Annotated in this window: 24 protein-coding genes and 3 pseudogenes; 14 read left to right on the top strand and 13 right to left on the bottom strand. The window is 42.3% G+C overall.

The window, feature by feature from the left end; all coding sequences use genetic code 11:
• Positions 1 to 143, bottom strand: a 143-nt coding sequence (locus H8A87_RS20415; protein ID WP_408646868.1) for a transposase, incomplete at its 3' end; no start/stop codon positions are given.
• A 198-nt stretch (positions 144 to 341) separates the two neighbouring features.
• Between H8A87_RS20415 and H8A87_RS19815 the strand changes: the two genes are divergently transcribed.
• Positions 342 to 488 carry a hypothetical protein gene (locus H8A87_RS19815; RefSeq protein WP_232370105.1) on the top strand — a complete coding sequence of 49 codons (147 nt, stop codon included), beginning with the start codon at positions 342 to 344 and terminating at the stop codon, positions 486 to 488.
• Between the two features lie 950 nt (positions 489 to 1,438).
• On the opposite strand, the gene H8A87_RS20185 is transcribed toward H8A87_RS19815, so the two are convergent.
• Positions 1,439 to 1,573, bottom strand: coding sequence for a hypothetical protein (locus H8A87_RS20185; RefSeq protein WP_269749526.1), 135 nt, complete (start codon positions 1,571 to 1,573; stop codon positions 1,439 to 1,441).
• Between the two features lie 209 nt (positions 1,574 to 1,782).
• Here H8A87_RS20185 and H8A87_RS06210 point away from each other — a divergent pair, with 209 nt between their 5' ends.
• The 6 genes from H8A87_RS06210 to H8A87_RS06185 are packed head-to-tail and all read left to right on the top strand — an operon-like array spanning position 1,783 to position 5,671.
• A complete protein-coding gene (locus H8A87_RS06210; protein ID WP_198689117.1) occupies positions 1,783 to 2,418 on the top strand; it encodes a prephenate dehydratase domain-containing protein in 636 nt (211 codons plus the stop codon).
• Positions 2,418 to 2,822: a DUF2000 domain-containing protein gene (locus H8A87_RS06205; protein WP_198689116.1), complete on the top strand. Its 405-nt coding sequence runs from the start codon at positions 2,418 to 2,420 to the stop codon at positions 2,820 to 2,822. Before H8A87_RS06210 ends, H8A87_RS06205 begins: the two co-directional genes overlap by 1 nt.
• Positions 2,819 to 3,571, top strand: a complete 753-nt coding sequence (locus tag H8A87_RS06200; RefSeq protein WP_198689115.1) for a formylglycine-generating enzyme family protein — start codon at positions 2,819 to 2,821, stop codon at positions 3,569 to 3,571. The genes H8A87_RS06205 and H8A87_RS06200 overlap by 4 nt, the downstream gene beginning before the upstream one ends.
• Positions 3,572 to 3,593: 22 nt before the next feature.
• Positions 3,594 to 4,232 carry a molybdopterin-dependent oxidoreductase gene (locus tag H8A87_RS06195; protein ID WP_198689114.1) on the top strand — a complete coding sequence of 213 codons (639 nt, stop codon included), beginning with the start codon at positions 3,594 to 3,596 and terminating at the stop codon, positions 4,230 to 4,232.
• 13 nt (positions 4,233 to 4,245) lie between these two features.
• Positions 4,246 to 4,851 carry a LysE family translocator gene (locus H8A87_RS06190; RefSeq protein WP_198689113.1) on the top strand — a complete coding sequence of 202 codons (606 nt, stop codon included), beginning with the start codon at positions 4,246 to 4,248 and terminating at the stop codon, positions 4,849 to 4,851.
• Between the two features lie 16 nt (positions 4,852 to 4,867).
• Entirely contained in the window at positions 4,868 to 5,671 is an 804-nt protein-coding gene (locus H8A87_RS06185; RefSeq protein WP_198689112.1) for an AraC family transcriptional regulator, read from the top strand.
• A 306-nt stretch (positions 5,672 to 5,977) separates the two neighbouring features.
• Here the strand turns inward: H8A87_RS06185 and H8A87_RS06180 are convergent, their stop codons facing one another.
• A complete protein-coding gene (locus H8A87_RS06180) occupies positions 5,978 to 6,184 on the bottom strand; it encodes a hypothetical protein (protein ID WP_198689111.1) in 207 nt (68 codons plus the stop codon).
• A 678-nt stretch (positions 6,185 to 6,862) separates the two neighbouring features.
• Here H8A87_RS06180 and H8A87_RS20410 point away from each other — a divergent pair.
• The gene (locus H8A87_RS20410; protein WP_408646867.1) at positions 6,863 to 7,018 is read left to right on the top strand and encodes a transposase; all 156 of its coding nucleotides are present in this window, start codon (positions 6,863 to 6,865) and stop codon (positions 7,016 to 7,018) included.
• A 34-nt stretch (positions 7,019 to 7,052) separates the two neighbouring features.
• Here the strand turns inward: H8A87_RS20410 and H8A87_RS06170 are convergent.
• Both H8A87_RS06170 and H8A87_RS06165 read right to left on the bottom strand, forming a co-directional pair.
• A pseudogene (locus H8A87_RS06170) lies at positions 7,053 to 7,448 on the bottom strand (integrase core domain-containing protein); the annotation flags it as partial.
• Positions 7,449 to 7,867: 419 nt separating this feature from the next.
• Complete coding sequence (locus H8A87_RS06165; protein ID WP_198689110.1) at positions 7,868 to 8,344, bottom strand: DUF2846 domain-containing protein; 477 nt, start codon at positions 8,342 to 8,344, stop codon at positions 7,868 to 7,870.
• A gap of 214 nt (positions 8,345 to 8,558) precedes the next feature.
• On the opposite strand from H8A87_RS06165, the pseudogene H8A87_RS20620 reads away from it, so the two are divergent.
• Positions 8,559 to 8,843, top strand: a pseudogene (locus H8A87_RS20620) (IS982 family transposase); the annotation flags it as partial.
• A 59-nt stretch (positions 8,844 to 8,902) separates the two neighbouring features.
• Here H8A87_RS20620 and H8A87_RS06160 read toward each other — a convergent pair.
• The 4 genes and pseudogenes from H8A87_RS06160 to H8A87_RS06150 all read right to left on the bottom strand — a co-directional run.
• Positions 8,903 to 9,763, bottom strand: coding sequence for a thioesterase domain-containing protein (locus H8A87_RS06160; protein WP_198689109.1), 861 nt, complete (start codon positions 9,761 to 9,763; stop codon positions 8,903 to 8,905).
• Between the two features lie 348 nt (positions 9,764 to 10,111).
• Entirely contained in the window at positions 10,112 to 10,279 is a 168-nt protein-coding gene (locus H8A87_RS19805; RefSeq protein WP_232370104.1) for a hypothetical protein, read from the bottom strand.
• A 440-nt stretch (positions 10,280 to 10,719) separates the two neighbouring features.
• Entirely contained in the window at positions 10,720 to 11,253 is a 534-nt protein-coding gene (locus tag H8A87_RS06155; RefSeq protein ID WP_198689108.1) for a hypothetical protein, read from the bottom strand.
• Positions 11,254 to 11,660: 407 nt separating this feature from the next.
• Positions 11,661 to 11,801 (bottom strand): annotated as a pseudogene (locus tag H8A87_RS06150) (inverse autotransporter beta domain-containing protein); the annotation flags it as partial.
• Between the two features lie 61 nt (positions 11,802 to 11,862).
• Here H8A87_RS06150 and H8A87_RS06145 point away from each other — a divergent pair.
• Positions 11,863 to 12,114, top strand: coding sequence for a hypothetical protein (locus H8A87_RS06145; RefSeq protein WP_198689106.1), 252 nt, complete (start codon positions 11,863 to 11,865; stop codon positions 12,112 to 12,114).
• A 138-nt stretch (positions 12,115 to 12,252) separates the two neighbouring features.
• Here H8A87_RS06145 and fghA read toward each other — a convergent pair whose 3' ends face one another.
• The 4 genes from fghA to H8A87_RS06125 form a co-directional block, all read right to left on the bottom strand.
• Positions 12,253 to 13,119 carry an S-formylglutathione hydrolase gene (fghA, locus tag H8A87_RS06140; protein WP_198689105.1) on the bottom strand — a complete coding sequence of 289 codons (867 nt, stop codon included), beginning with the start codon at positions 13,117 to 13,119 and terminating at the stop codon, positions 12,253 to 12,255.
• A 101-nt stretch (positions 13,120 to 13,220) separates the two neighbouring features.
• Positions 13,221 to 14,330, bottom strand: a complete 1,110-nt coding sequence (locus tag H8A87_RS06135; RefSeq protein WP_198689104.1) for an S-(hydroxymethyl)glutathione dehydrogenase/class III alcohol dehydrogenase — start codon at positions 14,328 to 14,330, stop codon at positions 13,221 to 13,223.
• Between the two features lie 275 nt (positions 14,331 to 14,605).
• Positions 14,606 to 15,001, bottom strand: coding sequence for a structural protein (locus H8A87_RS06130; protein ID WP_198689103.1), 396 nt, complete (start codon positions 14,999 to 15,001; stop codon positions 14,606 to 14,608).
• On the bottom strand, positions 15,001 to 15,315 hold the full coding sequence (locus H8A87_RS06125; RefSeq protein WP_198689102.1) for a phage holin, lambda family: 315 nt from the start codon (positions 15,313 to 15,315) through the stop codon (positions 15,001 to 15,003). The genes H8A87_RS06130 and H8A87_RS06125 overlap by 1 nt, the downstream gene beginning before the upstream one ends.
• Before the next feature lie 848 nt (positions 15,316 to 16,163).
• Here H8A87_RS06125 and adiA point away from each other — a divergent pair.
• The 4 genes from adiA (at position 16,164) to H8A87_RS06100 (ending at position 22,822) form a co-directional block, all read left to right on the top strand.
• On the top strand, positions 16,164 to 18,452 hold the full coding sequence (adiA, locus tag H8A87_RS06120; protein ID WP_198689101.1) for an arginine decarboxylase: 2,289 nt from the start codon (positions 16,164 to 16,166) through the stop codon (positions 18,450 to 18,452).
• A 3-nt stretch (positions 18,453 to 18,455) separates the two neighbouring features.
• Complete coding sequence (adiC, locus tag H8A87_RS06115) at positions 18,456 to 19,784, top strand: arginine/agmatine antiporter (protein ID WP_198689100.1); 1,329 nt, start codon at positions 18,456 to 18,458, stop codon at positions 19,782 to 19,784.
• Between the two features lie 1,005 nt (positions 19,785 to 20,789).
• Positions 20,790 to 21,881, top strand: coding sequence for a PfkB family carbohydrate kinase (locus tag H8A87_RS06105; RefSeq protein WP_198689099.1), 1,092 nt, complete (start codon positions 20,790 to 20,792; stop codon positions 21,879 to 21,881).
• Entirely contained in the window at positions 21,878 to 22,822 is a 945-nt protein-coding gene (locus H8A87_RS06100) for a pseudouridine-5'-phosphate glycosidase (protein ID WP_198689098.1), read from the top strand. The genes H8A87_RS06105 and H8A87_RS06100 overlap by 4 nt, the downstream gene beginning before the upstream one ends.
• Positions 22,823 to 22,838: the final 16 nt, after the last annotated feature.

Below are 22,838 nucleotides of genomic sequence, written 5' to 3'. Positions count from 1 at the left end.
CGAACCCATTTTCCCGGGGTGCGGGTATCGACCCCCAGTGAACGGGCAACATTGACAACCCGTTGCTGATGGAGAACAACCTGTTGAACGGCTTCCAGCTTAAATTCAGCGGAATATTGGCGTTTGGCGGGTTTCAATTTCATCATCATACCTCATCATCATCTTAATAAGATTAGCAGGCTTTTGAGGTGGTAAGTCTCCTGCGATCCATGACCATATGGATTTGATTTTTGTTAAAGACGCTGTATTGTCGACTAACCTCCAGAAACGGGTATAGAAGACAAAAAATCATGCCGTATTTATTTAATAAAACATCAATATAAGAGAGGAATAATGGACATATGCAACAAAATTCAACTGTTTGTTGTTGGGGGCTGATGGCTGGCTCTGTTGTAGCCGCTTCTGAGGCTCTCAATGACGAAGTGAAACTCAAGAACCTGGAAGAAGCTTGTCCTGAATGTACGCTGGTGGCCCATGATTTGTTGTAGCTACGAGTTCAGAATTGCCAGTTCAAGGATACATCGTTCCCGATGATGATTGAGACTATGAAAAATAACTCGATGTATGCATTCATGTTGGCGGTTCATACTATTACTGGCACGGAAGCCTACAAGACCGTGAAAACAGCGGCGACGACGCATGTTGACTGTGAGAATTCGCAAAACTGGATTAAGCTAACCAAGCAAATACTTAAGGGAGACAAGGCCTGATGAAAAAGAAAGACTTCCTTTTTTGTGATGCTGAGTTACGGCAGAAAATGCGGGCTTTGGCAGCGCAGCAATGTGGAAAATGTTCCGGTGACGGAATGCAGCTTCTCTGGTGAGGCTGCCTGTTGGAATACGTTGGGCTGGCATGAAGTAAAATTGCAATTGTGATGGTGTGACATGTCACGAAGTTTGATTAATCCCGCCTTGTAGATAGGCGGGATATTTGTAACGCGTTAAGATTACACATGTTAGGAGCCTTTCTACCAAAATTGTCTGATGCTTTCAGTGGCTGCTATTAGCTCCGGGCGATTAAGAAGAGCAAGTCTATCCATATTATGATTAAGCCGGTTATTATTAGCATATAAATAAAACGCATTATCGCGATAAAATAAACAACGTAGTTCAGTTAGTCCATTATGATTAAATCGAAGACCAAGGCGTGAATATCCATGCTGTCCAGTTCCTGAGGGGGAAAAAAATAATTCAGGATGGATATATTTCCAACGCCTTTCTTGATTCTCTTCAAATGTAATCGGTATGCGAAAGAGAAGGAACTCTGTCACTAAGTTTATAAAGACTATGTTTTGTCATGTTAATAAGATCAACAAGCTTTTTAGGTGTCCGAGATTCTTATACCGCTACAATTGGGTATCGCGGCGTACGGCGCGGGCGAATCGGCTCCGGAACAATACACCCACATGTAATTTTCACCTTATCCGAGCTCACCACTTTCACGGGTGTTTCATTGGCATGCAGCATCGGTTGTTGCACGACACAATTTGAGCGACAGCCGCAACAGTCATGTTGTAAGGTGGCAATAATTTAGCCAGCGTTGCGGATTTACGTTCTGGTGAAATACGTGTCATGATGATTTATCTCCACCGCCCCATGAATGTTTTTAATGAGGGTGACAACTATCCTGACAGAGGGGGATCCTCGTAAACTAATGAGTGAGAACACAGTCAATAATGCTTTGCGTGTAATAAGCTAACATTTTGTAAATAACAATTTTGTACAATATTTAACATATGGGTAGGGGTATCGTTAATTAAAATTTAACATAAGGAACAATGGAATGATTTTTAACAACGATAATTTTTGGATTAGACACCCACCAGAAATTGCTTCAATCGCTACTCTTGGACCTGAAGGAACAAGCAGTCAATCTGCAGCGAAACATCTGTCCAACTTAATAGGAAAGCCCTTAGATATACTTCTTTTTGATACTTTTGAACTTGCTTTTGAGTATGTGGAAAAGAACGAGTCGTGCATTCTTCTAGTTGCCAATGCATATCAACGAGTAGATAACTTTTATATGAACGAAAATACCCTTCTGCTTGGGTCGTTTTTCTATTCACCTCCCAATTATTACCTTGGTTGTAATACTCTCCTGGCATTAGAGAAAAAGATAGCTGAGCAACAAACCATAAAAATAGCTACGCATCATGCACCGCTATCTCGTTTAAGGGGTCTAATTGAATCAACTGAAGACAAGATCCTTGGAATATCTGACGCTCATTTAGAAATAGAGGTTACGAGCTCTACAAGCAATGGAGCGAGACTAGTCGCAAACGGCGATGTTGATTGTTGCTTAGCAAATGCTGATGCAATTAAGCATTATGGGCTTACAGCAATATCTCAGCCGCTACATATTGAAATGACATGGGTAGTATTTTCTAACAGTCAAATTTATAAAAGGCACGTTGCATAATGAATGACAAAAAATGTGTGCTAGTGATCGATAAAGACCTTCCTCTTGGAGTAATTGCAAACACAGTTGCAGTGCTAACTCTTAGCCTTGGCAAAGCTCATCCTGAGCTCGTCGGTGATAATATCAAGAACCGTGATGGAGGGGAGCATTTTGGTATCACTCGTATACCAATCCCAATCCTCGCGGGAACTGCAAGAGAGATAAAAGAAATTCGAACTCAATTACAATCACACGTTACGATAATTGATTTCTCGAACGTGGCAAAAAGTACTAAGAGCTATGAGGATTACTCAAATATGTTAGAGGCTGCCAGTGAAGACAGCATCGAATATTTAGGCATAGCTATGTACGGCGACAAAAAAATCATCATTAAGCAAACTGGAAATATGAAATTAATACGATGAACAATCTAATTGATATGATTTTAGTGACAGGATCCCCTTATCTACGCGGTTCAGAATTGAGCCCTGATGAACAGCCTGTGACCGTAGTTACCCTTAGTGATTTCTTCATTGATGTCCACCCTGTAACTAACGCCGAGTTTGCAGTGTTCATAGAGCAGGGAGGCTATAGAAGTAAGAAATATTGGTCAGAAGAAGGCTTCAAGTTTATTCAAGATAACGGGATTTCAGAACCTTTATACTGGCATGATTCTAATTGGAACCAACCAAAGCAGCCTGTAACAGGCATTAGTTGGTATGAAGCTGTCGCATACGCAACATTTGTAGGTAAGGAATTACCAACTGAAGCGCAGTGGGAGTTTGCTGCGAAGGGGAACGATAGTCGACTCTATCCATGGGGAAATAGCGAGCCATCTATTACAATTGCAAACTATGCCCCAGACTGTGAGCCAGCTGAATTAAACCGAAAATCAACGGATTGGGATGCACATCCACAGAATCGCTCCCCATTTGGTTGTATTGATATGGCTGGTAATCTAGCTGAGTGGTGTCTAGACAATTACTACCAAGATTACAGCTGGGACAAAACTCATATTGATCCCGTTTATCTTAGTATCCCCACTGACGATCATATAGTTCGAGGTGGTTCAGGGCTACATGATGAAGATTATATGCGCTGTACATGCAGAGATAACTACCCGCCAACAGTACGAGACAACATCGTAGGTTTACGCTGTGTCAAAACTCTATAATAGATACATAAGAAAGGAAAATATGAGAACTCCGTATATTGACAAGAAACCTTCTTCTTTACGGTACTACCAGGAAGGGCCACCAGAATCACATGATTCTATTGATATGAATGAATGGGCGCTCAAGATATTTTTGCCTCATGAGTCAACGCCAATTCTTGTAGCATTCGAAGATCTTAAAAACATAGCGCCAATAACAGAAAGCCGCCGAGTTGTATGTGTTTGCAATTGGAGTATCAGAAGAAACTGGACAGGAGTTTTACTAGAAGATCTATTGGAATATCTAGGGATAAATTCAGCCAAGTATCGCTCAGGCAATTTGAAGCAGATAAGTTTAGGTACGAGTAAGGGGGGGTACGATTCTACAATATCCCTTAATACTGCATTAGAAAATAGAGCGATGATTGTTTGGGCGGTGGACGGTGAACCCCTATCTTTGGAGGAAGGTTACCCTATCCGTCTAGTCGATTTTTCGCTATATCGGTACAAAGGGGTTAAGTGCTTGTCTGAATTGCACTTTACTGATGAGTTCGAACAAGGATTTTGGGAAAGCAAAGCGGGTTATTGTAAAGAGGGAAAAATCAAGGCAAAACGGTACCGCATTGTTGATTTGCAAGAGCATCGTTTTATTAATGGCTCTGGAGAAGTAACTGATTTCTAGGAGGTATAAGCTTATGACGCAATTATTTGCAATGGCAGTTTTTGCCTTTGTAACTTCTATATCGCCAGGACCTGTAAACATAATAGCGACAGTTACCGGAGCCAATTGTGGATATATTCGAACTATCCCACATATAACCGGTGCTACAATTGGTTTTGTATCGATTCTATTTTTACTAGGTTTTGGATTGGCTCAACTTATAAATGGGGTGCCATATCTAACCGAAGTGCTTACCTATATAGGAGGTGGTTTCTTGTTATACTTGGCATACAAAGTTGCCATGCAAAACCCAATGAGCGTTGATGATAGCGGACTAGAAACCAGTGCTCCATCGTTTATACAAGGAATGTTGTGCCAATGGCTTAATCCGAAAGCATGGATTGTGTCTTTAGCAGGCATATCCGTATTCTTTAGTAGTCGCGATGCAGAGATTACTGCACTACTACTTTTTTGTGGGATTTTTTTTATTGTCTGTTATGTATCAATTTCAGTATGGGCTGTTTTGGGAATAACGATTAGAACAGTTTTGGATACACCTAAACATTATAAGCTCTTCAATCTCACTATGGGGCTATTGTTAGCAATTACGGTCGTATATACTTTTTTCATGTCAGGTTAAAATAGTACGTACACAGATGACCAAGCAACAATTCTACCGTTCGAGCGCAGTACCCATTGAGCTGCGCTCTTCTAAAAACTCGAAAGCCTGTTACGGGAAACACACTCACGAAGAGTTTTCCATTGGCGCTGTAGATAGTGGTTATAGTGATTACTTCAATAGTAATATTAAGCGTAGAATCCAAAAGGGTTCTCTTGTCATAGTTAACCCTCTAGAGGTTCATTCATGCAATCCAGTACCAGACACAAACTGGTGCTATAAAATGTTGTATGTGTGCCCTAAATGGTTAGGCTATGTGCAATCGATGGTTACCGGTGGAAGAATAACGAATTTTATCCCGTTCTCAATTAATTATACCGATGCTCCGGAACTTTATGTCCAGTTCCAAGAATTAGCCAATACAATCATCCTTGATAAAGATAAAATAAAAACGGAAGAAGAGAGCATCTCTTTTTTTTCCCGTCTATTTTCACTGTCCAACTCCATACCTTTAGAGAAATCTGTGCCAAAGAATAATGTATCTAAGGCGTATGAATATATTTGTGAAAATTTTCGAGGCAATATATCGGTAAAGGATATTGCTATTCATTCTCAATTGAGTGAATTCCACATTATCCATGCATTTCGAAAGACATATGGTATTACTCCACATGCTATGCAAATCGCAATGCGCATAAATGAAGCAAAAGTACTTTTGAAACAAGGAATGAAGATAGCATCTGTAGCAACTGAGTTAGGTTTTAATGACCAAAGCCACTTTCATCGGAACTTTAAAAAGTTGGTTGCGGCGACTCCTGCGGAGTATAAAAAACATCAGTAGTGTTTTAAAAATCGCGGACATCAAATTAGATAATTTTTATATTTCCTTGTTCAAGAATAGATTAGACGGAAAATGTTCGACCAGTGACTTTGCAGGAATGTAAGTCAATAATCATATATTGGATCTTAATAATTAATCTTTTCAAGGCATCCATCCAATGTCCTGTTTTTTCTTATTTTTCTTTGTGGTGTCTTGAAAGCATTTGGATATGTGCAATGCTGTCTATATTAAAGCCTATTTTATCAGGGTGTTTTATTTGTTATTTTGTAAGCGTCAGAGAATGATCACCTTGCTTTCCGCCCTTTTCTAGGGCAGGGGTTCGACCTGAACAAAGGTCGTGATGACACGGTAAAGCGGATTTTTCCGATGCCGACAGCGCGTGCTTACGGCGGTAGTAGAAGCGTTTGGGTGAAATTCCTTGTTGTTGGCAAAAAGACTGACCGACAGGGATGAATTTTTTTGTTGCTCAAATAGAGCTAACCATTCTGACTGGCTGAATCGGGATCGACCCATGAGGACTCCACAATAATAAGAAGATGTCGAGCCAGTGTAATGGCGTGATGACGTTTAGCCAGGTGGGGTTTGGCGGACGGATACGTTATTACGCATAAAAACCTCGAAATTATATGGATAAGTCTTGCATAAATTGTTCCACTCTCTGCCACAATCCGCAAGATCAAACAAGGATCTCACACCCCACTAAGTGCCAGTATTGGCGCGGTTTCAACGACCCCGTGCATGTGCATAAAAAGCACTACATTTAGTGGGCAGTAATCTGATTGCGGCATTTAAGATGGAAGACAGGGTTGAATCCTCTTGGTCAATGTTCTGTATTGTTTTTTCCTCGCCATTCATTATTTTTTCCTTTTTACGCTGTCACTAAACAGCCAGAAAAACCAAAAAAAAGAAAAAAAATGAAAAGATTGGCAACGCTGAACGATCGCCTCATTGTTATTTGTCTCGGCATTGCCTTAATCGGGTTTGTCATTAGTTTTCCCCTGTTTTGATATATGCATTTTAAGTTGATAGGGGCTGGGAGAGAAGGAGCTCTGTCACTAAGTCTATAAAGACTACGCTTTGTCATGTTAATAAGATTAGCAAGCTTTCGAGGTGTCTGGGATTCTTATACCGCTACAAATCCCTAGTTGATTATATACGACGGACATCATTACAACGTAGTCTCTAAAAGCGATAGCAGAGTACGGATGCCAATTGGAGTGGTTACCTTCTTACAGTCCGGATTTGAATCCCATTGAACACAAATGGGCCGAAGCAAAAGCGATAAGAAGGCGAGAAAGAGGTTCAATTGATGAGTTGTTTATGTGTACTAGTCGCAACTTGATCTAACAGTTACCGGTTATTTATACAGGTGTCTGTCAGATTAAACCTGGTTCAGATTCTTTTCTGCCCAGACCCGTTTACCATCGAGTAATGTCTCCATCGGAGTACGTCCGCAACATATTTTACCCTGATGAGTTCGTTCATTATTGTAGTGCCACAGCTAGTTGTCCAGATCCGTTTGCAAGCTCTCCAGATCGCCATACAACTTTTTGCGGAACGTAACCTGATAAAATTCCTGCAAAATGGTTTTGTGGAAGCGTTCAAAGATACCGTTCGTTTGCGGTGACATCGCCTTTGTTTTCGTATGGTCGATATCGTTGATAGTCAGGTAAAGCTGATAATCATGCTGGTCTACACGATCACAGAACTCGGTTCCCCGGTCTGTCAGTATTCTCAGCATTGGCAGGCCCTGAGACTCATAGAACGGCAACACACGGGCGGGTGGCATTTTTGTTTCCCTTGCGGCGGGTTATCGCCGTCTGCCTGTATTAGTCATGACATGATTCCTTTCACATCTAGCGTACAGGTCAGAATCAAAAATAATCCATGTCCCCGAATAGAACGGGTTATTGGCTCGGCGCAATCAGCCAAAATGATGAGTGATGATCACCTCAGCCAGATAGTCCGCGAAGAGATACGCCAGTTCGCTACGCGTGAGAGTGGGTGTGGCGGACTGTTCTCCAATTCAATCTGTAAAACAAAAAAACCTCGTTGGTGAGGCGAGATTTTTTTGTACGGTAAAGCTAGCGTTATATTGACAAGGTATTCTCAGATGCTCCTGTTAACCTAGTGTCGTGTAGGAATAGTCTGACCACCATATTTATTCAGCCTTGGAAACCCATGTTATGCCAAAAATTAGTTATTGCAATGCCCTTCCTTTGCAAGATGAACATCCGCCTTAGATATCACGTTTTTTCCTTCGCCCTCTGTTGACTCACTCAGACCGGCACCGCCAACAAAAAAACCCATTTTTATGTATTGCCTTACGAAGTAATTTTTTCCAGATTCGGTGAAAATGGATAGGTCATTAGGGGAGAACTCTGATTCGGTTGATATTTTGTGGTTTTGACCGCCTGATACTTGTGTGTAGAAAAACGTTTTATCCGCTGTTTCTCCAATACACTTCCCATCAACATAAATGTCTTTTTTTAGCGCCTTACCGACAAAGCTGTCGCGGTAGATATATAAGCCAGATTTGCTCTCATCTGGAGCAGGGAAGCTTTTAGCTTTTGCTGATTCTTGTTCAGTTGCAAGAGGTACGCTGGCACAACCACTGAGAAGCAAAGCACCTAAAAGAGAAGCTGATAAAAGTAATCTTTTGGTATTCATCATAAAAACAGAACCTTTTGTATAAAAGTAAAAACAACGTTACTCCAATATTTTAAATTTTAGCCCTTGATCGTTTCATCAATTGCCTAGCAAATTCACCCAAGGCATCAGGTCGTTCATAAGCTGCTCGTATAAGTAACCTGAGTTTCATATTTTAGAAGAGAACTAAATACCTGAAGTTTTGCTAAAGAAAACAAAATAGTGGAGATCATCAAGTATATATAATTTAGAAGAACTTTACTGTGGCGTCGATGTTTCTTGCCAAAAATTTATTCCTCTCTGGCACGAAGACGGATGACTCACTCAAGCGTTATTGCCAAGCTTCTTTTTCTTTCAGTGAGGACATGACGATCCTCATTTTATTTCATAGGAGCCATTATCGGGATTTTAAAATGTTTTATATTGAACAGGCTAAACACTATCTTATTGCCGATTTCCCGAATGAGTCAGCTACACCCGAATGTTAACCTTGAAGAAAAGCGCTCTCATTCCTCTATATGCATTGTGCTTAACTGGGCAACGTGTGTTTTCCACTGAATTGCACTGGCTTGAGTATTATTGTTATTTCGGTAACAGAAATCCGGTGATGGAATCAGCTACCTGATTCAGTAAAGGGAGTTGCATGATGGTATGGTGTGTTCCCCCGATGTGATGGATCATGAAGGAGCCACTGGCAATAACATCTCGCCAGCCAAGCCATTCGTCGTCATTCAGAGACTGCTCTGCTAGATAAAGGTGGATCGGTAACCATGAAACCGATGGAACATAGTTTTCCCCAAGCTGCATTAGAGCCTCAATGGTATAAAGACGGAGGAATAAATCTTCGCGAGTGATATTTGTGGGTAGCCACTGACGTTCAACACAACGTTCAAGGACCTGAGCTACAGTATCAAGGCAGCGAAGCTCCTCTAACTCTTTCTTATTAGTTGTTTTTATGGACGCTTGCAGATGGTTAATAATCCTATCGATGCGTTGTTGCGTCTTGTCCACCGAATCATCAAGAGGAATTTTCTGCTTATTGGGATTCCGCGAATCGATCATACCTATAAATGCTATTTCCTCGTTGCAGTTGGTTAATTGCAGAGCTATTTCGTAGGCGATAACGCCTCCCATTGACCATCCAGTAAGATGATAAGGGCCATGGGGCTGAACACGACGAATAGCTTGAATATGGCAAGCCGCGAGTTCTTCAATGGATGTCGGAAGATTGGGTAATGTATGAATTCCAAGCGCTGGTAAGGCATAAACAGGCAGTTCAGGGGGAAGTAAAGTCGCTATAGGTGAATAAACCAAAGGATCGCCCGAAGGTTCATGCACGAAGAACAGAAGCAACAAATTTTCTGTTAGACTTAATGGCACAGGGTTGGCATCGAAAACGGAAACAGATGAGGGATTGCGTTCACGAAAGGCGTTTTCACCCACAGCTAAAGTGTATTAGTCACAACTCAATCTGACACATCAACTTGAAAAGATGAAAGTTACCCGCTTTGATTAACTGGAATCCTGGATGAAAATCGAACTTCTCACCTAGTTCAAAATAAGAATATTCGACCCAAAATCGCTCTCATAGCGAATAGGTGTTAATAGTAAACTATCGAAACTATTCTACTGTGTCGATACTTTTGTTTTCCCCATCCAGTAATGGGAATAATAGTGTGATGACATTAAAAAATTACTTATTGCCTCAAAGCGAAAAACCGTCACTGAATATCTCCTGTTCTTGAATAGAGACTGACGGCTTCACCAGAGTTTCAGGTTAGATTAATAGACTTACAGCGAGGCTGGAATTGTTATTCCACTCAACGGTCGGGCCGTAGTGATTGTCTGGCATGAGCCGGCATGCTGTAGGGCAATGAGTCGGGAAGACACCCTGTCAATTTGTTGTTGCCCAATAAGCCTGAGAAGCTGCGAAGGCTCCCGACGTATGGCTTCATTCATTAAGACTCAGCATCCACCTTCGCACAGGGTTGTAAAAATTTATTAGAAGGTGACCTCGAATCCCAGCGCAGCAAATGGTAATGTTTTGCCAGAGACAGTTTTTGGGCACCAAGTACACAGTGGAGAGGGCGACGGACACGGCTCTGTCTAGTATATCGGTGGGTGTAATCTGGATGAGTAAGGCTGGCGGTAGATCTCCCCCTAGTGAGTGATCGAAGTGGGGCTATCACCTTAACGCCAATTAACAGTGGTTAATGAGATATCGTACTGTTTTCACAGTTAGGTGATGGTAAGCAGTATGTGGTAGTGCACTCCAACGCTATCTGGACTCATCTTTTGCATAGCAAAAAGCACTCCCGCCGATAATCGGTGGCGAGAGCATTGGCAAATGGATGTGCTTTTTGCTAGAGGAAGTAGGGTAAAGTGCCTTTTAATTAGAGCTATTTGATGAGAGAAAGTAGTGCATGTGCATGGGTGTTTGCAGCATCGGAAGTAAGGTGTACTAAGCCTCTATTTAGCAAACGTAAATCTAGATGGCTGTTGTCCCATATGAGCGGGTCAACATAATTATCAGTCAGAATATCAGGGGCATAATATGTCGTGCCTTTTAGTGGTGGTTTTCTTTCCGGTACGGGAACATCCCATTCACCAATACGAATGATTTGGGGGCTGGGTTTAAGTCTATATTCCCAATCATGATTGAAGACAAGGGGCTTAGTGCAATCCTGCCAGTTTACGAAAACGTTTTTACGGTATTGGAACCAACGCCACGGTTCATCGTTTTCAGCAGCAAGTTTTGCGTATTCCGCTATTAAAATTGCGTGTGGGTGCGGGTATGCAGCTACTACAGTGTCGGAGTGAACAAAGACCCCATTAATTAGATACTTACCGTCATCATGGTTCATGAGTTTATAAATTTTGTTTTTAACTAAATTGTGCCGGGGGTCATCTTCCCCGATATATTTGACGTGCATGTGTATTCCTCGGCTTTTGTAATGTTTAACTCACCATAGTTCACTCGGAAATGAGCCGGAGATGAGTTAATCTGTGGTAGTCCAAACTTGCTCTGACAGTTATCCACGTTGCTTCGTATTTTCAAACAAGTCCCTTTTATTTCTAAAGAGATTTTTCCATCAATGAGTGTTTTCATCGGTGCATGTCCACAACACATTTATCCCTGATATGCCCGATGATTGTTGCAGTCGTCTAAGCGCATCCCTTAAAACGCCCATAAATTTACAGACGTGGGAAATATTACCTGAGGTTTCAGCAAGATTTAATAAACCGACTCTGTGTTTTATGGTGATATTGACTAATTTTCCTACCGATCGGTGCGTGTCCGATTATATATCGCATTTAGTGCGTAGGTGACTAAATAGGAGGCTAATAACCCACCTTCCACCCGGACATCCCAGCCATTGGCGGGTCGTACATCATAATCGGTGACTTGCCGGGAAGCTTTCCAGCCAGATAAGCGCTGGTAAAGGTTGGCAGAGAGTTTGAGGTTATCGCGCCACGCTTCTATCCATGACAATCACTGCCCGTCTTGGGCGCTTTGGCAGCAAATCTTGTGTCATCCATGCATGAAAAACATCAGCATTAAAATCACCAAAAATGGTAATCGATACTTGCGCTGTATTTTAATTCATGGAGCCAGAGCAGCCATACAACGCAGAGCGTTACGGCATGATGCACTTGGTGATTGGATGCAGTCTTTGGTTAACCGGCGTGGATTTAATAAGGAGTGTGTCGCTTACGCTAATAAATGCGCCAGAATATGCTGGTCAATCATGGTTAATAAAGACGTGTCCCAGATGAGCAAAGCCTTTGCCTAAATAAACTTGTTTCACTTTCAATAAAGTTGACTGCAGTTGATGAGCTAAACGGTTAAACAAGCAGTCTGGTTACGTTACAAAAGATGTTTTGTTATCAGAGTGGGAATATCTTCAATAATGTTATTAGAGCCGAGACTCTTAGATTGACTCATTTAAAACTTCCCCTTTCTCAACACACTTTTGCATTGCCTTAGCATGATGAACAATATGGTTTTCAATGAAACTGGCGATAAAGTAATAGCTATGATCATACTCTGGACGAAGGTTTATGGTCACTGGATAACTGATTTCATCACAAATATGTTGTAACAAATGAGGACGTAGCTGCTCATCCAGAAAATTATCATTGAGCCCTTGATCAATCAGAATTGGGAGTCGCTCTTTTACGCTCTTGATCAGTTCTACAGTGTCATACTGTTTCCATTCAGATATGTCTTCGCCAAGATAAGCGGAAAATGCTTTTATTCCCCACGGAACTTGGCTGGGGGCCACGATTGGTGAAAACGCCGATATGCTGCAATAACGCCCCGGATTTTTCAGTGCAATAACCATTGCGCCATGACCTCCCATAGAGTGCCCGCTGATTGCTCGTATATTAGTCACCTCAAAATTTGCTTCAACCAGCTCGGGTAGTTCCGAAATAACATAATCGTACATGCGGTAATGTGAAGACCAAGGTTGTTTTGAAGCATTGAGATAAAACCCTGCACCTTTTCCAAGGTCATAAGACGGCTCATCAGCGACACCATCACCTCGCGGACTGGTATCCGGAGCAACAACGACGATACCATGTTCAGCCGCGTAACGTTGAGCTCCCGCTTTTGTGATGAAATTTTGTTCGGTGCAGGTCAGTCCAGAGAGCCAGTACAGTACAGGCAGTCTTCTTTCTTTAATCTGGGGAGGCAGAAAAACTGAAAAACGCATCTGGCAGCCCAAAACCTTTGATTCATGCTGATAGACATCCTGCCATCCACCAAAACAGGCGTGATGCTCGATTCTTTTCATTATCTTTCTCTCTAAGGTCATCTGTTGCGGTAATTATCTGGTTACTTGTCAGATACCGCGTTGGCTTGCAACACGGTTTTCTGTCTATGATAAAGATTGAATCAGTAGTGAATCACTGTTCGGATCGACTTACCTTCATGCATCAGGTCGAAAGCCTCATTAATCTCTTCCAGAGGCATGGTGTGGGTGACGAAAGGTGCAAGCTCAATGTCACCTTTCATGGCATCTTCCACCATTCCCGGCAATTGACTGCGTCCTTTTACCCCACCGAAAGCCGTGCCTTTCCATGTACGCCCCGTAACAAGCTGGAACGGGCGTGTAGAAATCTCCTGTCCAGCCCCAGCCACGCCGATTATCACTGATTGTCCCCAGCCCCGATGCGCACTTTCGAGAGCGGCACGCATCACGTTGACGTTACCGATACATTCGAAAGTATGATCAACACCCCACTTTGTCATATCCAGAATGATCTGTTGAATAGGTCTGTCATGATCATTTGGATTGATGCAGTCAGTTGCGCCAAATTGTCTGGCCAGTTCGAATTTATCCGGATTTGTATCAATGGCAATAATGCGGCCGGCCTTGGCTTGACGAGCACCCTGAATAACGGCAAGCCCGATTCCGCCAAGACCGAAAACTGCCACTGAATCTCCCGGTTGCACTTTGGCTGTATTATGTACGGCACCAATACCGGTAGTGACCCCACAGCCTAACAGACAAACATGTTCATGATTTGCCGCAGGGTTGATTTTCGCCAGTGAGACTTCAGCTACGACAGTGTATTCACTGAATGTGGAACATCCCATGTAATGATAGATAGGTTGTCCATTATAAGAAAAACGTGTTGTACCATCCGGCATGAGGCCCTTACCCTGAGTGTCACGGACTGAGATACAAAGGTTAGTTTTACCAGACTGGCAGAACTCACATTTGCCACATTCTGCCGTATATAATGGAATGACATGGTCACCCGGTTTTACACTCGTGACGCCTTCGCCAACCTCGACGACCACACCGGCACCTTCATGTCCCAGAACAACAGGGAATATACCTTCAGGATCATTGCCTGAAAGGGTAAAGGCATCTGTATGGCAAACACCGGTATGACTGATTTTTATCATTACTTCACCCGCTTTCGGCGGAGCAACGTCAATTTCGATAATTTCGAGTGGTTTGTTTGGCCCAAAGGCAACGGCAGCACGTGATTTCATATAACCCTTCTTTTCGTCGATATAAACAGTGAGTGCTAAATAATGTTTTTATTTTGTTCGTCCGTCTGCTCGGCTGACAACAGATCCAGTAGTTGTATCGCAGATTTAACAATTGGTGATTTATACTTGAGGTAACTGTGATCGATGTTCCATTTTGCTTGGTAGTTTTCCTGAAAAAGAAGAGTATGCATAAATAGAATTTTCTCGTGATCTACAGTGTATGAGTTTGAAAATCACCGCCAGTGAACTGACGATGATTATGAGCAGGCTGAACTTTATAACAATTCAAATGCCCGCGTAATGATTGCATCGGAATAGGGCTGCTGGCCGTTTTCCATCTGGATGATGGCTTTAACCAGTCGGCTCATTGTGACGGCATTTTCTACATCTACTACGGTACTGCTGGGTATTCCGACTGATTTACAAACATAAGCAATGTAACCCTCAGTATCATTTTCGTTCGGTGGTGCCCAGCGGGAAATAAACTGGCGAATAGTGTTATCTCCATATTTGCGTTCGTAATTGCGCAGGATTTTCAGCATTGCACGTATGCCATATTCCGGTGCTACAAACTGACAAAATGATTTGTCTGTCTGTGTATCGCGTAAGCCCTGCCATTTATCACGGTGGCGAATATTGCCCGGGTTGTGGTTACGAATCCCTCTTGTCATTATTTATCTCCTAAACGTTTATTGATGGCACGGATAGCAAATTCTCGAATTTTTTCTACGCCAATAAAGCCAACGGCACCGCCGAGTGCAGGTGAAACACTGCTTGGAATGCCAAATAGTTCCAGTCCGCTGGAAAACCCCCACGACAGCGCTCCGCACAGCAGCGGCTCGACCCAGCGATTTTTCCGCTCCACACCGTCATAAATCAGTCGGCCATAACAAATCATGATGGCCAAAATAGAGCCAGATATCTGCGGCCATGCGTTTTTCAGACCGTTCAGTACTTCGGCCCATAAATCAGGATGTTCTTTCATTATTAATTCCATAATTGAATGATGGGCTTCACGGAAGCAGGAGCTTTCAGGTAGTTCAATCTCGGAGGCATAAGACAAAATTGCTCTCAACTCGGCTCAATCGGGATTGGTTTCCAGCCCCTACTTAATGATGTCCCGTACTCTTCCATGGTAACGTCAGTAAAGAAAATCCACATTGTCATGCGATTGTGTCCTGACTCTGACTAAATCAACGTGATAATCGCGTGATTTTGTTCCTGTATCTGAGGGTATTATTGGTTTCGATATCAAATTATTTGATGAAGACTGATTTTCCGAAATCGGAAGGAAGGTTTCATTAGAGAAAACCTATAACTAATGGCCAGACACAGTTAATAAATGAGTCTATTCTTTTTGTGCCTTGCTTTGGAAAGTAAACCTAAGGGTTAAAAAAAATTTACACGACAGATTTTTTATACAAAAAACAAATAAAATCAAAAAAAGTAATCAAAAAACTAATTACCGTTGAGTGTTAAAACAACATTTTCTAACTATTTTTCCTACTATTTCAATACGAATAACATTGTCTCTGTGTAGCAGCATCAATTTTCGGCCAGTTAACTGAATTGCACAAATTAAAATAGATACTATATTTATCAATGTTATTTTAAATGTAAAAATTATATTTTAACAAATAGTTAACCATTATAATTATATCGTAGATATTAGTGCTATGACTCATACGGCATCGTTAAACATATTTTTATCCGGCATAAACGAAATGAAAACCGTCCAATTCTCCTGACTGTGTCCACCATTCTATGGTCATTGCCAAGTAACTTTGAATTTATCTTGTCGGTTCAAGTAGAGATAGTGTAAGGAAAAATGTCATGAAAGTATTGATAGCAAAAAACGAAGTAGGTACACGATATCATAGTCGCTATATCGAAAATGCGGTGCAAAGGTTGGCAGATAAATTAATCGAGAAAGATGTTGAAGTTGTTATTGCAGATTCTCTTGATGATAGCTATACGATAATTTCATCCAATGAGCCGTTCGATTGTTTAATGGTAAGTTGTGCGCTTATGGATGATGATTTATATCTTAGTATACAGCGATTATTGAATAAATTATTTGAGCGTCAGGAAAATGTTCCCGTCTTTTTATTAAGCGATCGGGAAAAAACGGTATTTTTACTGAATCATGAATTGTTGGAGCAGTTGGCTGAATTTGCTTGGATACTGGAAGATTCTGCGGATTTTATAGCCGGTCGGGCCATAGCAGCAATGCATCGTTATCGCCAACAATTGTTACCTCCTTTAATGTCAGCTTTAATGAAATACAGCCAAGCCTATGAATATTCTTGGGCTGCGCCGGGGCATCAGGGCGGAGTGGGATTTAATAAAACACCCGTTGGTCGTTTTTATCATGATTATTATGGGGAAAATCTCTTCCGTACCGATATGGGGATTGAACGAGCTTCATTGGGTTCGCTGCTGGATCACTCCGGTGCATTTGGTGAAAGTGAAAGAAATGCAGCCAGAGTATTTGGTGCCGACCATTCTTACTCGGTCGTGGTAGGCACATCTGGATCTAACCGCACGATTATGCAGGCTTGCATGACCGAAGATGATGTGGTCATCATTGACCGCAATTGCCATAAATCCATTGAGCAGGGGCTGATCCTGACCGGCGCGAAACCTGTTTATATGCTGCCAAGCCGTAACCGCTATGGCATCATCGGCCCTATCTACCCGCAAGAAATGCAAACAAAAACACTACAGAAAAAGCTGAAACAAAATCCATTGACTCAGAGCATGGCCAACCATAAACCAGTCTATAGCGTAGTGACAAACTGTACCTATGATGGTGTCTGCTATAACGCTAAATATGTACAGGAATTGCTGGATAAAAGTGTCGATAGGATACATTTTGATGAAGCATGGTACGGCTATGCACGTTTTAACCCGATTTATCATGATCATTACGCAATGCGTGGAGAACCTAAAAACCATTCGGGGCCGACGGTTTTTGCGACGCATTCATCTCACAAGTTACTGAATGCGCTTTCACAAGCCTCTTTCATTCATGTACGGGATGGGCGTAATTCCGTGGACTTTTCAAGATTCAATCAAGCCTACATGATGCATGCGACAACTTCTCCCCTATATGCGATTTGTGCCTCAAACGATATCGCGGTTTCCATGATGGATGGCAATAGTGGCTATTCTTTGACTCAGGAAGTCATTGAAGAAGCGGTAGACTTTCGTCAGGCACTAGCGCGTTTGAATCGGGATTTCAGTAAAAAGGGAAGCTGGTTTTTTAAACCGTGGAATCAGGAAAAAGTGACTGATCCTGTAACTGGCAAGAAAATTGCCTTTGAAGATGCCCCAAGGGAATTACTGACGAAAGAGCAAAGTTGCTGGGTGATGCGTCCGGGAGAGAGTTGGCATGGATTCGAAGATTTGCCTGACGAGTGGAGTATGCTCGATCCGATTAAAGTCAGCATATTGGCACCGGGCATGGGAGAGAATGGCAAGTTGCAGAAACAAGGCGTACCGGCAGCATTGGTAACGGCATGGTTAAGTCAGCATGGCATCGTACCCACCCGCACCACGGATTTCCAAATTATGTTCCTGTTTTCAATGGGAATTACCAAAGGAAAATGGGGAACATTGCTCAACACCTTATTGTCTTTCAAACACCATTATGATGCTAATACACCTTTAAGTAAGGTCTTGCCGGATTTGGCGAACCAGTATCCAGAGATATACGGTGATTTAGGATTGAAAGATTTAGGCGATAAAATGTTCGATTATTTACGGCAGAATAATCCGGGCGAAAAATTGAACCGGGCGTATGCGGGCTTACCTGAAATGGCGATGATTCCGCGAGCCGCTTATCAAGCGATTGTGACCAATAATGTAGAAAGGGTAGCACTCAAAGATCTACCACATCGCATCGCAGCGAACTCAATTATCCCTTATCCACCCGGTATTCCGATGCTACTTTCAGGAGAAAGTTTTGGTGATAAAACCTGCCCACAGATTGGATATTTGCAGGCACTGCAAAAATGGGATCACGAATTCCCCGGTTTTGAACACGAAACGGAAGGCACGGAGATTATCAACGGTATTTATCACGTCATGTGTATAAAAAAAGTGAAAACGGGAAAATAAATTATGGCTACAATTTCAGAGATGAAAAAAGTCGGATTGATCCCCGTTACACTGATGGTGGCGGGTAACATCATGGGATCAGGCGTTTTTCTTCTGCCCGCCAGTCTGGCTTCAACCGGAGGCATTGCCATCCTTGGGTGGCTGGTGACTATCATTGGGGCCGTGGGACTATCGATCGTTTATGCCAAAATATCCTCACTGGATGACAGTCCCGGTGGTTCTTATGCTTACGCACGACGGGCCTTTGGGCCCTTTTTGGGCTACCAGACGAACGTCCTGTATTGGCTGGCATGTTGGATCGGAAATATCGCGATGGTCGTGATCGGGGTTGGCTATCTGAGTTATTTCTTCCCAATCCTGAAAGATCCGATTGTATTAACCATTACTTGCACGGCAATACTGTGGATATTCGTCTTTTTGAACATCATTGGGCCGCATGTCATTACCCGTGTGCAGGCTGTAGCGACCACACTGGCGTTGGTTCCGATTGTGGCTACTGCGGTATTTGGTTGGTTCTGGTTCAGCGGTAAAACTTACATGGATGCGTGGAACGTGAGTGGATTGAATACCTTTGGTGCGATCCAAAGTATTTTGAACGTCACATTATGGTCTTTTATTGGTGTTGAAAGTGCTTCGGTTGCTGCCGGTGTGGTTAAAAATCCTAAGCGTAACGTACCGATTGCAACCATTGGTGGCGTACTTATCGCGGCTGTCTGTTATGTTCTGTCCAGTAGTGTGATTATGGGTATGATCCCCAACGCGGCATTGAAAATCTCATCTTCGCCTTTTGGGGATGCGGCCAGACTGGCGCTGGGAGATACCGCAGGGGCGGTGGTAGCATTTTGTGCAGCGGCGGGCTGTTTGGGATCACTGGGAGGTTGGACGTTGCTTGCTGGACAAACGGCTAAAGCTGCCGCAGATGATGGGCTGTTTCCTTCGATCTTTGCCAAAGTGAATAAGGCGGGAACGCCGGTTGCTGGTCTGTTGATCCTCGGCCTCTTAATGACGATTTTCCAACTCAGCAGCATGTCCCCGAATGCAGCGAAGGAATTTGGGTTAGTTTCTTCTGTCTCGGTTATTTTTACCCTGATACCTTATCTGTATACCTGTGCGGCCTTGCTGCTCATTGGTCATGGTCATCTTGGACAAGAGAAGACACGATATATCGTCATCACCTTTATTGCCTTTGCTTATTGTATCTGGGCGGTTCTGGGGACGGGGGCAAAAGAAGTGGTATGGACGTTGGTTGTGATGATGATAATCACGGCTATGTATACTTTTAACTACAACACTAAACATCCTATACCTTTCCCATTGGATGAAAAGGGCTAACGTTTCCGAAGGAAGCCGTACAGTGGAACGGTCCTGGTGGCGTTCCTTCATTGTTTCGCTCTTCAGACTATTCTAGCCGTGCTTTTTGTCCACAATGTGGTAGTTCTTCAGGGACAATAGATGATGGTCCAACTATCGGGCTACTGTTAGGAAGCTTTGATCGTAAAGGCCAGAAAAATCTTCGCCCAGTTTCACACTCATACAAATCATCAAGCCCACGTTGGTGGGTGATCGATGTTCAATCTTAATAATAATGGAGTTCAAATATTGAATTCACCCACTTTGTATAAAACGGCGATGATTATCGCCCACGGCTCTTTCTCAAAAATGGAGGTTGGATAAGAGAGTCCCCGGCTTTTTCGCTTCGCTTCAATCTCCAGTGTTCTGATCGTATTTATGAGATAGGCCCCAGTTTCCGACCTGATGCAGTGGATGATACACATCTATCGGAATTTACAATGCTCGATTTATATTAAAGGGATTCTACTCTTGATGAAATGCTGCAACTTGTTCAGTCAATAGTAAAAATATTTTATAAAGGGGGCGTATAATTTCATTTGCAGATCATCTTAAACAACATCTTTCTATTGATTTATTTTTAGTAATATCAGTAAAATGCACCGTCCATTTCCCTGGGCAAATTGAATTGTGAGATAACTCATCTTTTAATGTAACAAACAAATCCCATTCGTTCAAAAAAACCACACTTATAGAAAAACAAACAAATGTTAGTTTGATTCTGTATTTTATTTATCTGATTGTTTTTATTGTGATTATTACAAATTAAATCATTATCAATTCGGTTAACTTGCATAAAATACTGACATAATAAAAATTTTTGCACTATAAATAGTGATTAATATCACATTTTTTAACTGTAAAAGTTTTTTCATGCGGCCTACGATCCCTTTCTCACAATGACAATAAACTGCATAAATGAACTTTACTGTTGAGCAGTGATGAAATAGAAAGCTTTCATGTTCAAAACATCAGCAAGGACATGACATGGCAAATCGAGGAAAACAGATATTACAGCTCCTCAGGCGAGATCCTTTTATTCAGCAGCAGGAAATTGCCGATATTCTTGGAATTAGCCGTTCATGTGTCGCGGGACATATTATGAATCTGAGCAAGAAAGGATATATAAAAGGTAAGGGCTATATTCTTTCAGAAAACAGGTATGCCGTCACGGTAGGTGCAGCCAATATGGATGTGGCCAGCTACGTGTTTTCTCAAATAATCTATGAAGACTCTAATCCAGGAAAAAATAAATCCACCGCAGGGGGAGTGGGGCGAAACATTGCTCATAATATTGCTTTATTAGGTAATGAAAGTTATCTGATTTCTGTTGTTGGTGATGATTTTTATGGAAAAGTCTTATTGGAGAAAACAAAGTTAGCCGGTGTTTCCACGGATTACTTCCATAAATTATCAGGTGAAAATACATCAACTTACAATTCATTAATTGATGAGCAAGGTGAAATGCGGGTTGCTGTCAATGATATGAATATATTGGAAAAACTCACTCCTGCTTTATTGTCTCAATCCAAGGCACTAATCCAGAATTCGGGGATATTGATTGTTGACTGTAATTTAACAGAAGATGCATTAGAGTGGTTATTCAGCCATGCAGGAAATATTCCGATTTTTGTTGATACAGTATCAACATTTAAAGCGACTAAAATCCGCCATTGGTTGCCTCATATTCATACTTTGAAACCTAATCGGCTTGAAGCTGAAATACTCAGCGGAATAAAAATAATAACCTTGGCGGATGCGGCTGATGCGGCATCGTGGTTCCATCAGCAAGGCGTTCAACGTCTGGCCTTGAGCATGGGAACAGAAGGGGTGTATTACAGTGAAATAGGGGGTGTTGCGGGGTGTTCGCCAGCTATTCCCATCAATATTGTCAATGCCAATGGTGCTGGTGATGCGATGATGGCTGGTCTTGCTCATTGTTGGCTAGACAATATGACATTGGCAGAGAGTATTCGTTTTGCACAAGGCTGTTCTGCACTGACTTTATCTTCAGAATTTACCAATCATCCGAATTTATCCTGTAATAGAGTAAAAAAACTGTTGGAATTGAAATCATGAATAAAGATATAGCGTTAAATGAGTATTTGGATATTTCTCCAGAAGTGGCACTCGCATTGGTAGAAAATCGTCCGGTCGTCGCGTTGGAATCTACCATTATTTCCCATGGTATGCCTTACCCGAAAAATAGGGAAACTGCCTTGGAGGTTGAGCAGTGTATTCGGGAAAATGGGGCAGTTCCCGCGACTATTGCCATTATTGAAGGACGAATAAAAGTTGGGTTATCCGATGATGAAATTGAGTTATTGGCGAAAGAAAGGCATTTGGTGACAAAAGTCAGCCGCCGTGATTTACCTTTTGTCATCGCAGCGGGAAAACATGGGGCAACCACCGTCGCCTCAACCATGATTATTGCAGCAATGGCGGGCATTGCCGTATTTGCGACGGGAGGGATTGGTGGAGTTCATCGTGGTGCTGAACATACCTTTGATATTTCAGCTGATTTGCAAGAATTAGCCATGACTAATGTAGCTGTCGTGTGCGCTGGTGCCAAATCCATCCTCGATTTGGGATTGACGGTAGAATATCTGGAAACTCATGGCGTGCCGCTGGTGGGTTACCAGACAGAAAAACTGCCTGCATTTTTCTGCCGTACCAGTCAATTTCCGGTGAGTGTGAGGCTTGATGATCCTCAACAAATTGCCCATGCCATGAAAGTAAAATGGCATTCGGGGCTGAAAGGAGGCGTTGTGATCGCCAATCCTATTCCAGAGCCATTTGCTATGCCGGAAGATCAAATCAATGATGCTATTGAACAGGCGATCTGCGAAGCAGAAGATCAGGGCATCTATGGCAAAGAAAGTACCCCATTCTTGCTATCTAGAGTCACAGAGCTGACGGGAGGTGAAAGTTTGCAGGCGAATATTGAATTGGTTTTCAATAATGCTAAATTGGCAGCGCAAATTGCCATTGCTTATAAAGAAATAAATAAAACCCAGTAATTTTAATCCAATCTTT

Origin of the sequence: Xenorhabdus lircayensis, assembly GCF_016306625.1 — a bacterium.
GTDB lineage: Bacteria > Pseudomonadota > Gammaproteobacteria > Enterobacterales > Enterobacteriaceae > Xenorhabdus > Xenorhabdus lircayensis.
The sequence above is the reverse complement of the archived record's forward strand: the minus strand, read 5'-3'. Positions and strand labels throughout refer to the sequence as shown.

Coding starts and splice junctions, on each gene's coding strand:
- H8A87_RS19805 (WP_232370104.1), bottom strand. CDS start 10,279: ATGAATGAAGCCATACGTCGGGAGCCTTCGCAGCTTCTCAGGCTTATT.
- H8A87_RS06135 (WP_198689104.1), bottom strand. CDS start 14,330: ATGAAATCACGTGCTGCCGTTGCCTTTGGGCCAAACAAACCACTCGAA.
- fghA (WP_198689105.1), bottom strand. CDS start 13,119: ATGAAAAGAATCGAGCATCACGCCTGTTTTGGTGGATGGCAGGATGTC.
- H8A87_RS06125 (WP_198689102.1), bottom strand. CDS start 15,315: ATGAAAGAACATCCTGATTTATGGGCCGAAGTACTGAACGGTCTGAAA.
- H8A87_RS06165 (WP_198689110.1), bottom strand. CDS start 8,344: ATGATGAATACCAAAAGATTACTTTTATCAGCTTCTCTTTTAGGTGCT.
- H8A87_RS06130 (WP_198689103.1), bottom strand. CDS start 15,001: ATGACAAGAGGGATTCGTAACCACAACCCGGGCAATATTCGCCACCGT.
- H8A87_RS06190 (WP_198689113.1), top strand. CDS start 4,246: ATGACGCAATTATTTGCAATGGCAGTTTTTGCCTTTGTAACTTCTATA.
- H8A87_RS06210 (WP_198689117.1), top strand. CDS start 1,783: ATGATTTTTAACAACGATAATTTTTGGATTAGACACCCACCAGAAATT.
- H8A87_RS06205 (WP_198689116.1), top strand. CDS start 2,418: ATGAATGACAAAAAATGTGTGCTAGTGATCGATAAAGACCTTCCTCTT.
- H8A87_RS06105 (WP_198689099.1), top strand. CDS start 20,790: ATGGCAAATCGAGGAAAACAGATATTACAGCTCCTCAGGCGAGATCCT.
- H8A87_RS06155 (WP_198689108.1), bottom strand. CDS start 11,253: ATGCACGTCAAATATATCGGGGAAGATGACCCCCGGCACAATTTAGTT.
- adiC (WP_198689100.1), top strand. CDS start 18,456: ATGGCTACAATTTCAGAGATGAAAAAAGTCGGATTGATCCCCGTTACA.
- H8A87_RS06100 (WP_198689098.1), top strand. CDS start 21,878: ATGAATAAAGATATAGCGTTAAATGAGTATTTGGATATTTCTCCAGAA.
- H8A87_RS06180 (WP_198689111.1), bottom strand. CDS start 6,184: ATGGGTCGATCCCGATTCAGCCAGTCAGAATGGTTAGCTCTATTTGAG.
- H8A87_RS06145 (WP_198689106.1), top strand. CDS start 11,863: ATGAAAAACATCAGCATTAAAATCACCAAAAATGGTAATCGATACTTG.
- H8A87_RS19815 (WP_232370105.1), top strand. CDS start 342: ATGCAACAAAATTCAACTGTTTGTTGTTGGGGGCTGATGGCTGGCTCT.
- H8A87_RS20185 (WP_269749526.1), bottom strand. CDS start 1,573: ATGACACGTATTTCACCAGAACGTAAATCCGCAACGCTGGCTAAATTA.
- H8A87_RS06200 (WP_198689115.1), top strand. CDS start 2,819: ATGAACAATCTAATTGATATGATTTTAGTGACAGGATCCCCTTATCTA.
- adiA (WP_198689101.1), top strand. CDS start 16,164: ATGAAAGTATTGATAGCAAAAAACGAAGTAGGTACACGATATCATAGT.
- H8A87_RS06195 (WP_198689114.1), top strand. CDS start 3,594: ATGAGAACTCCGTATATTGACAAGAAACCTTCTTCTTTACGGTACTAC.
- H8A87_RS06185 (WP_198689112.1), top strand. CDS start 4,868: ATGACCAAGCAACAATTCTACCGTTCGAGCGCAGTACCCATTGAGCTG.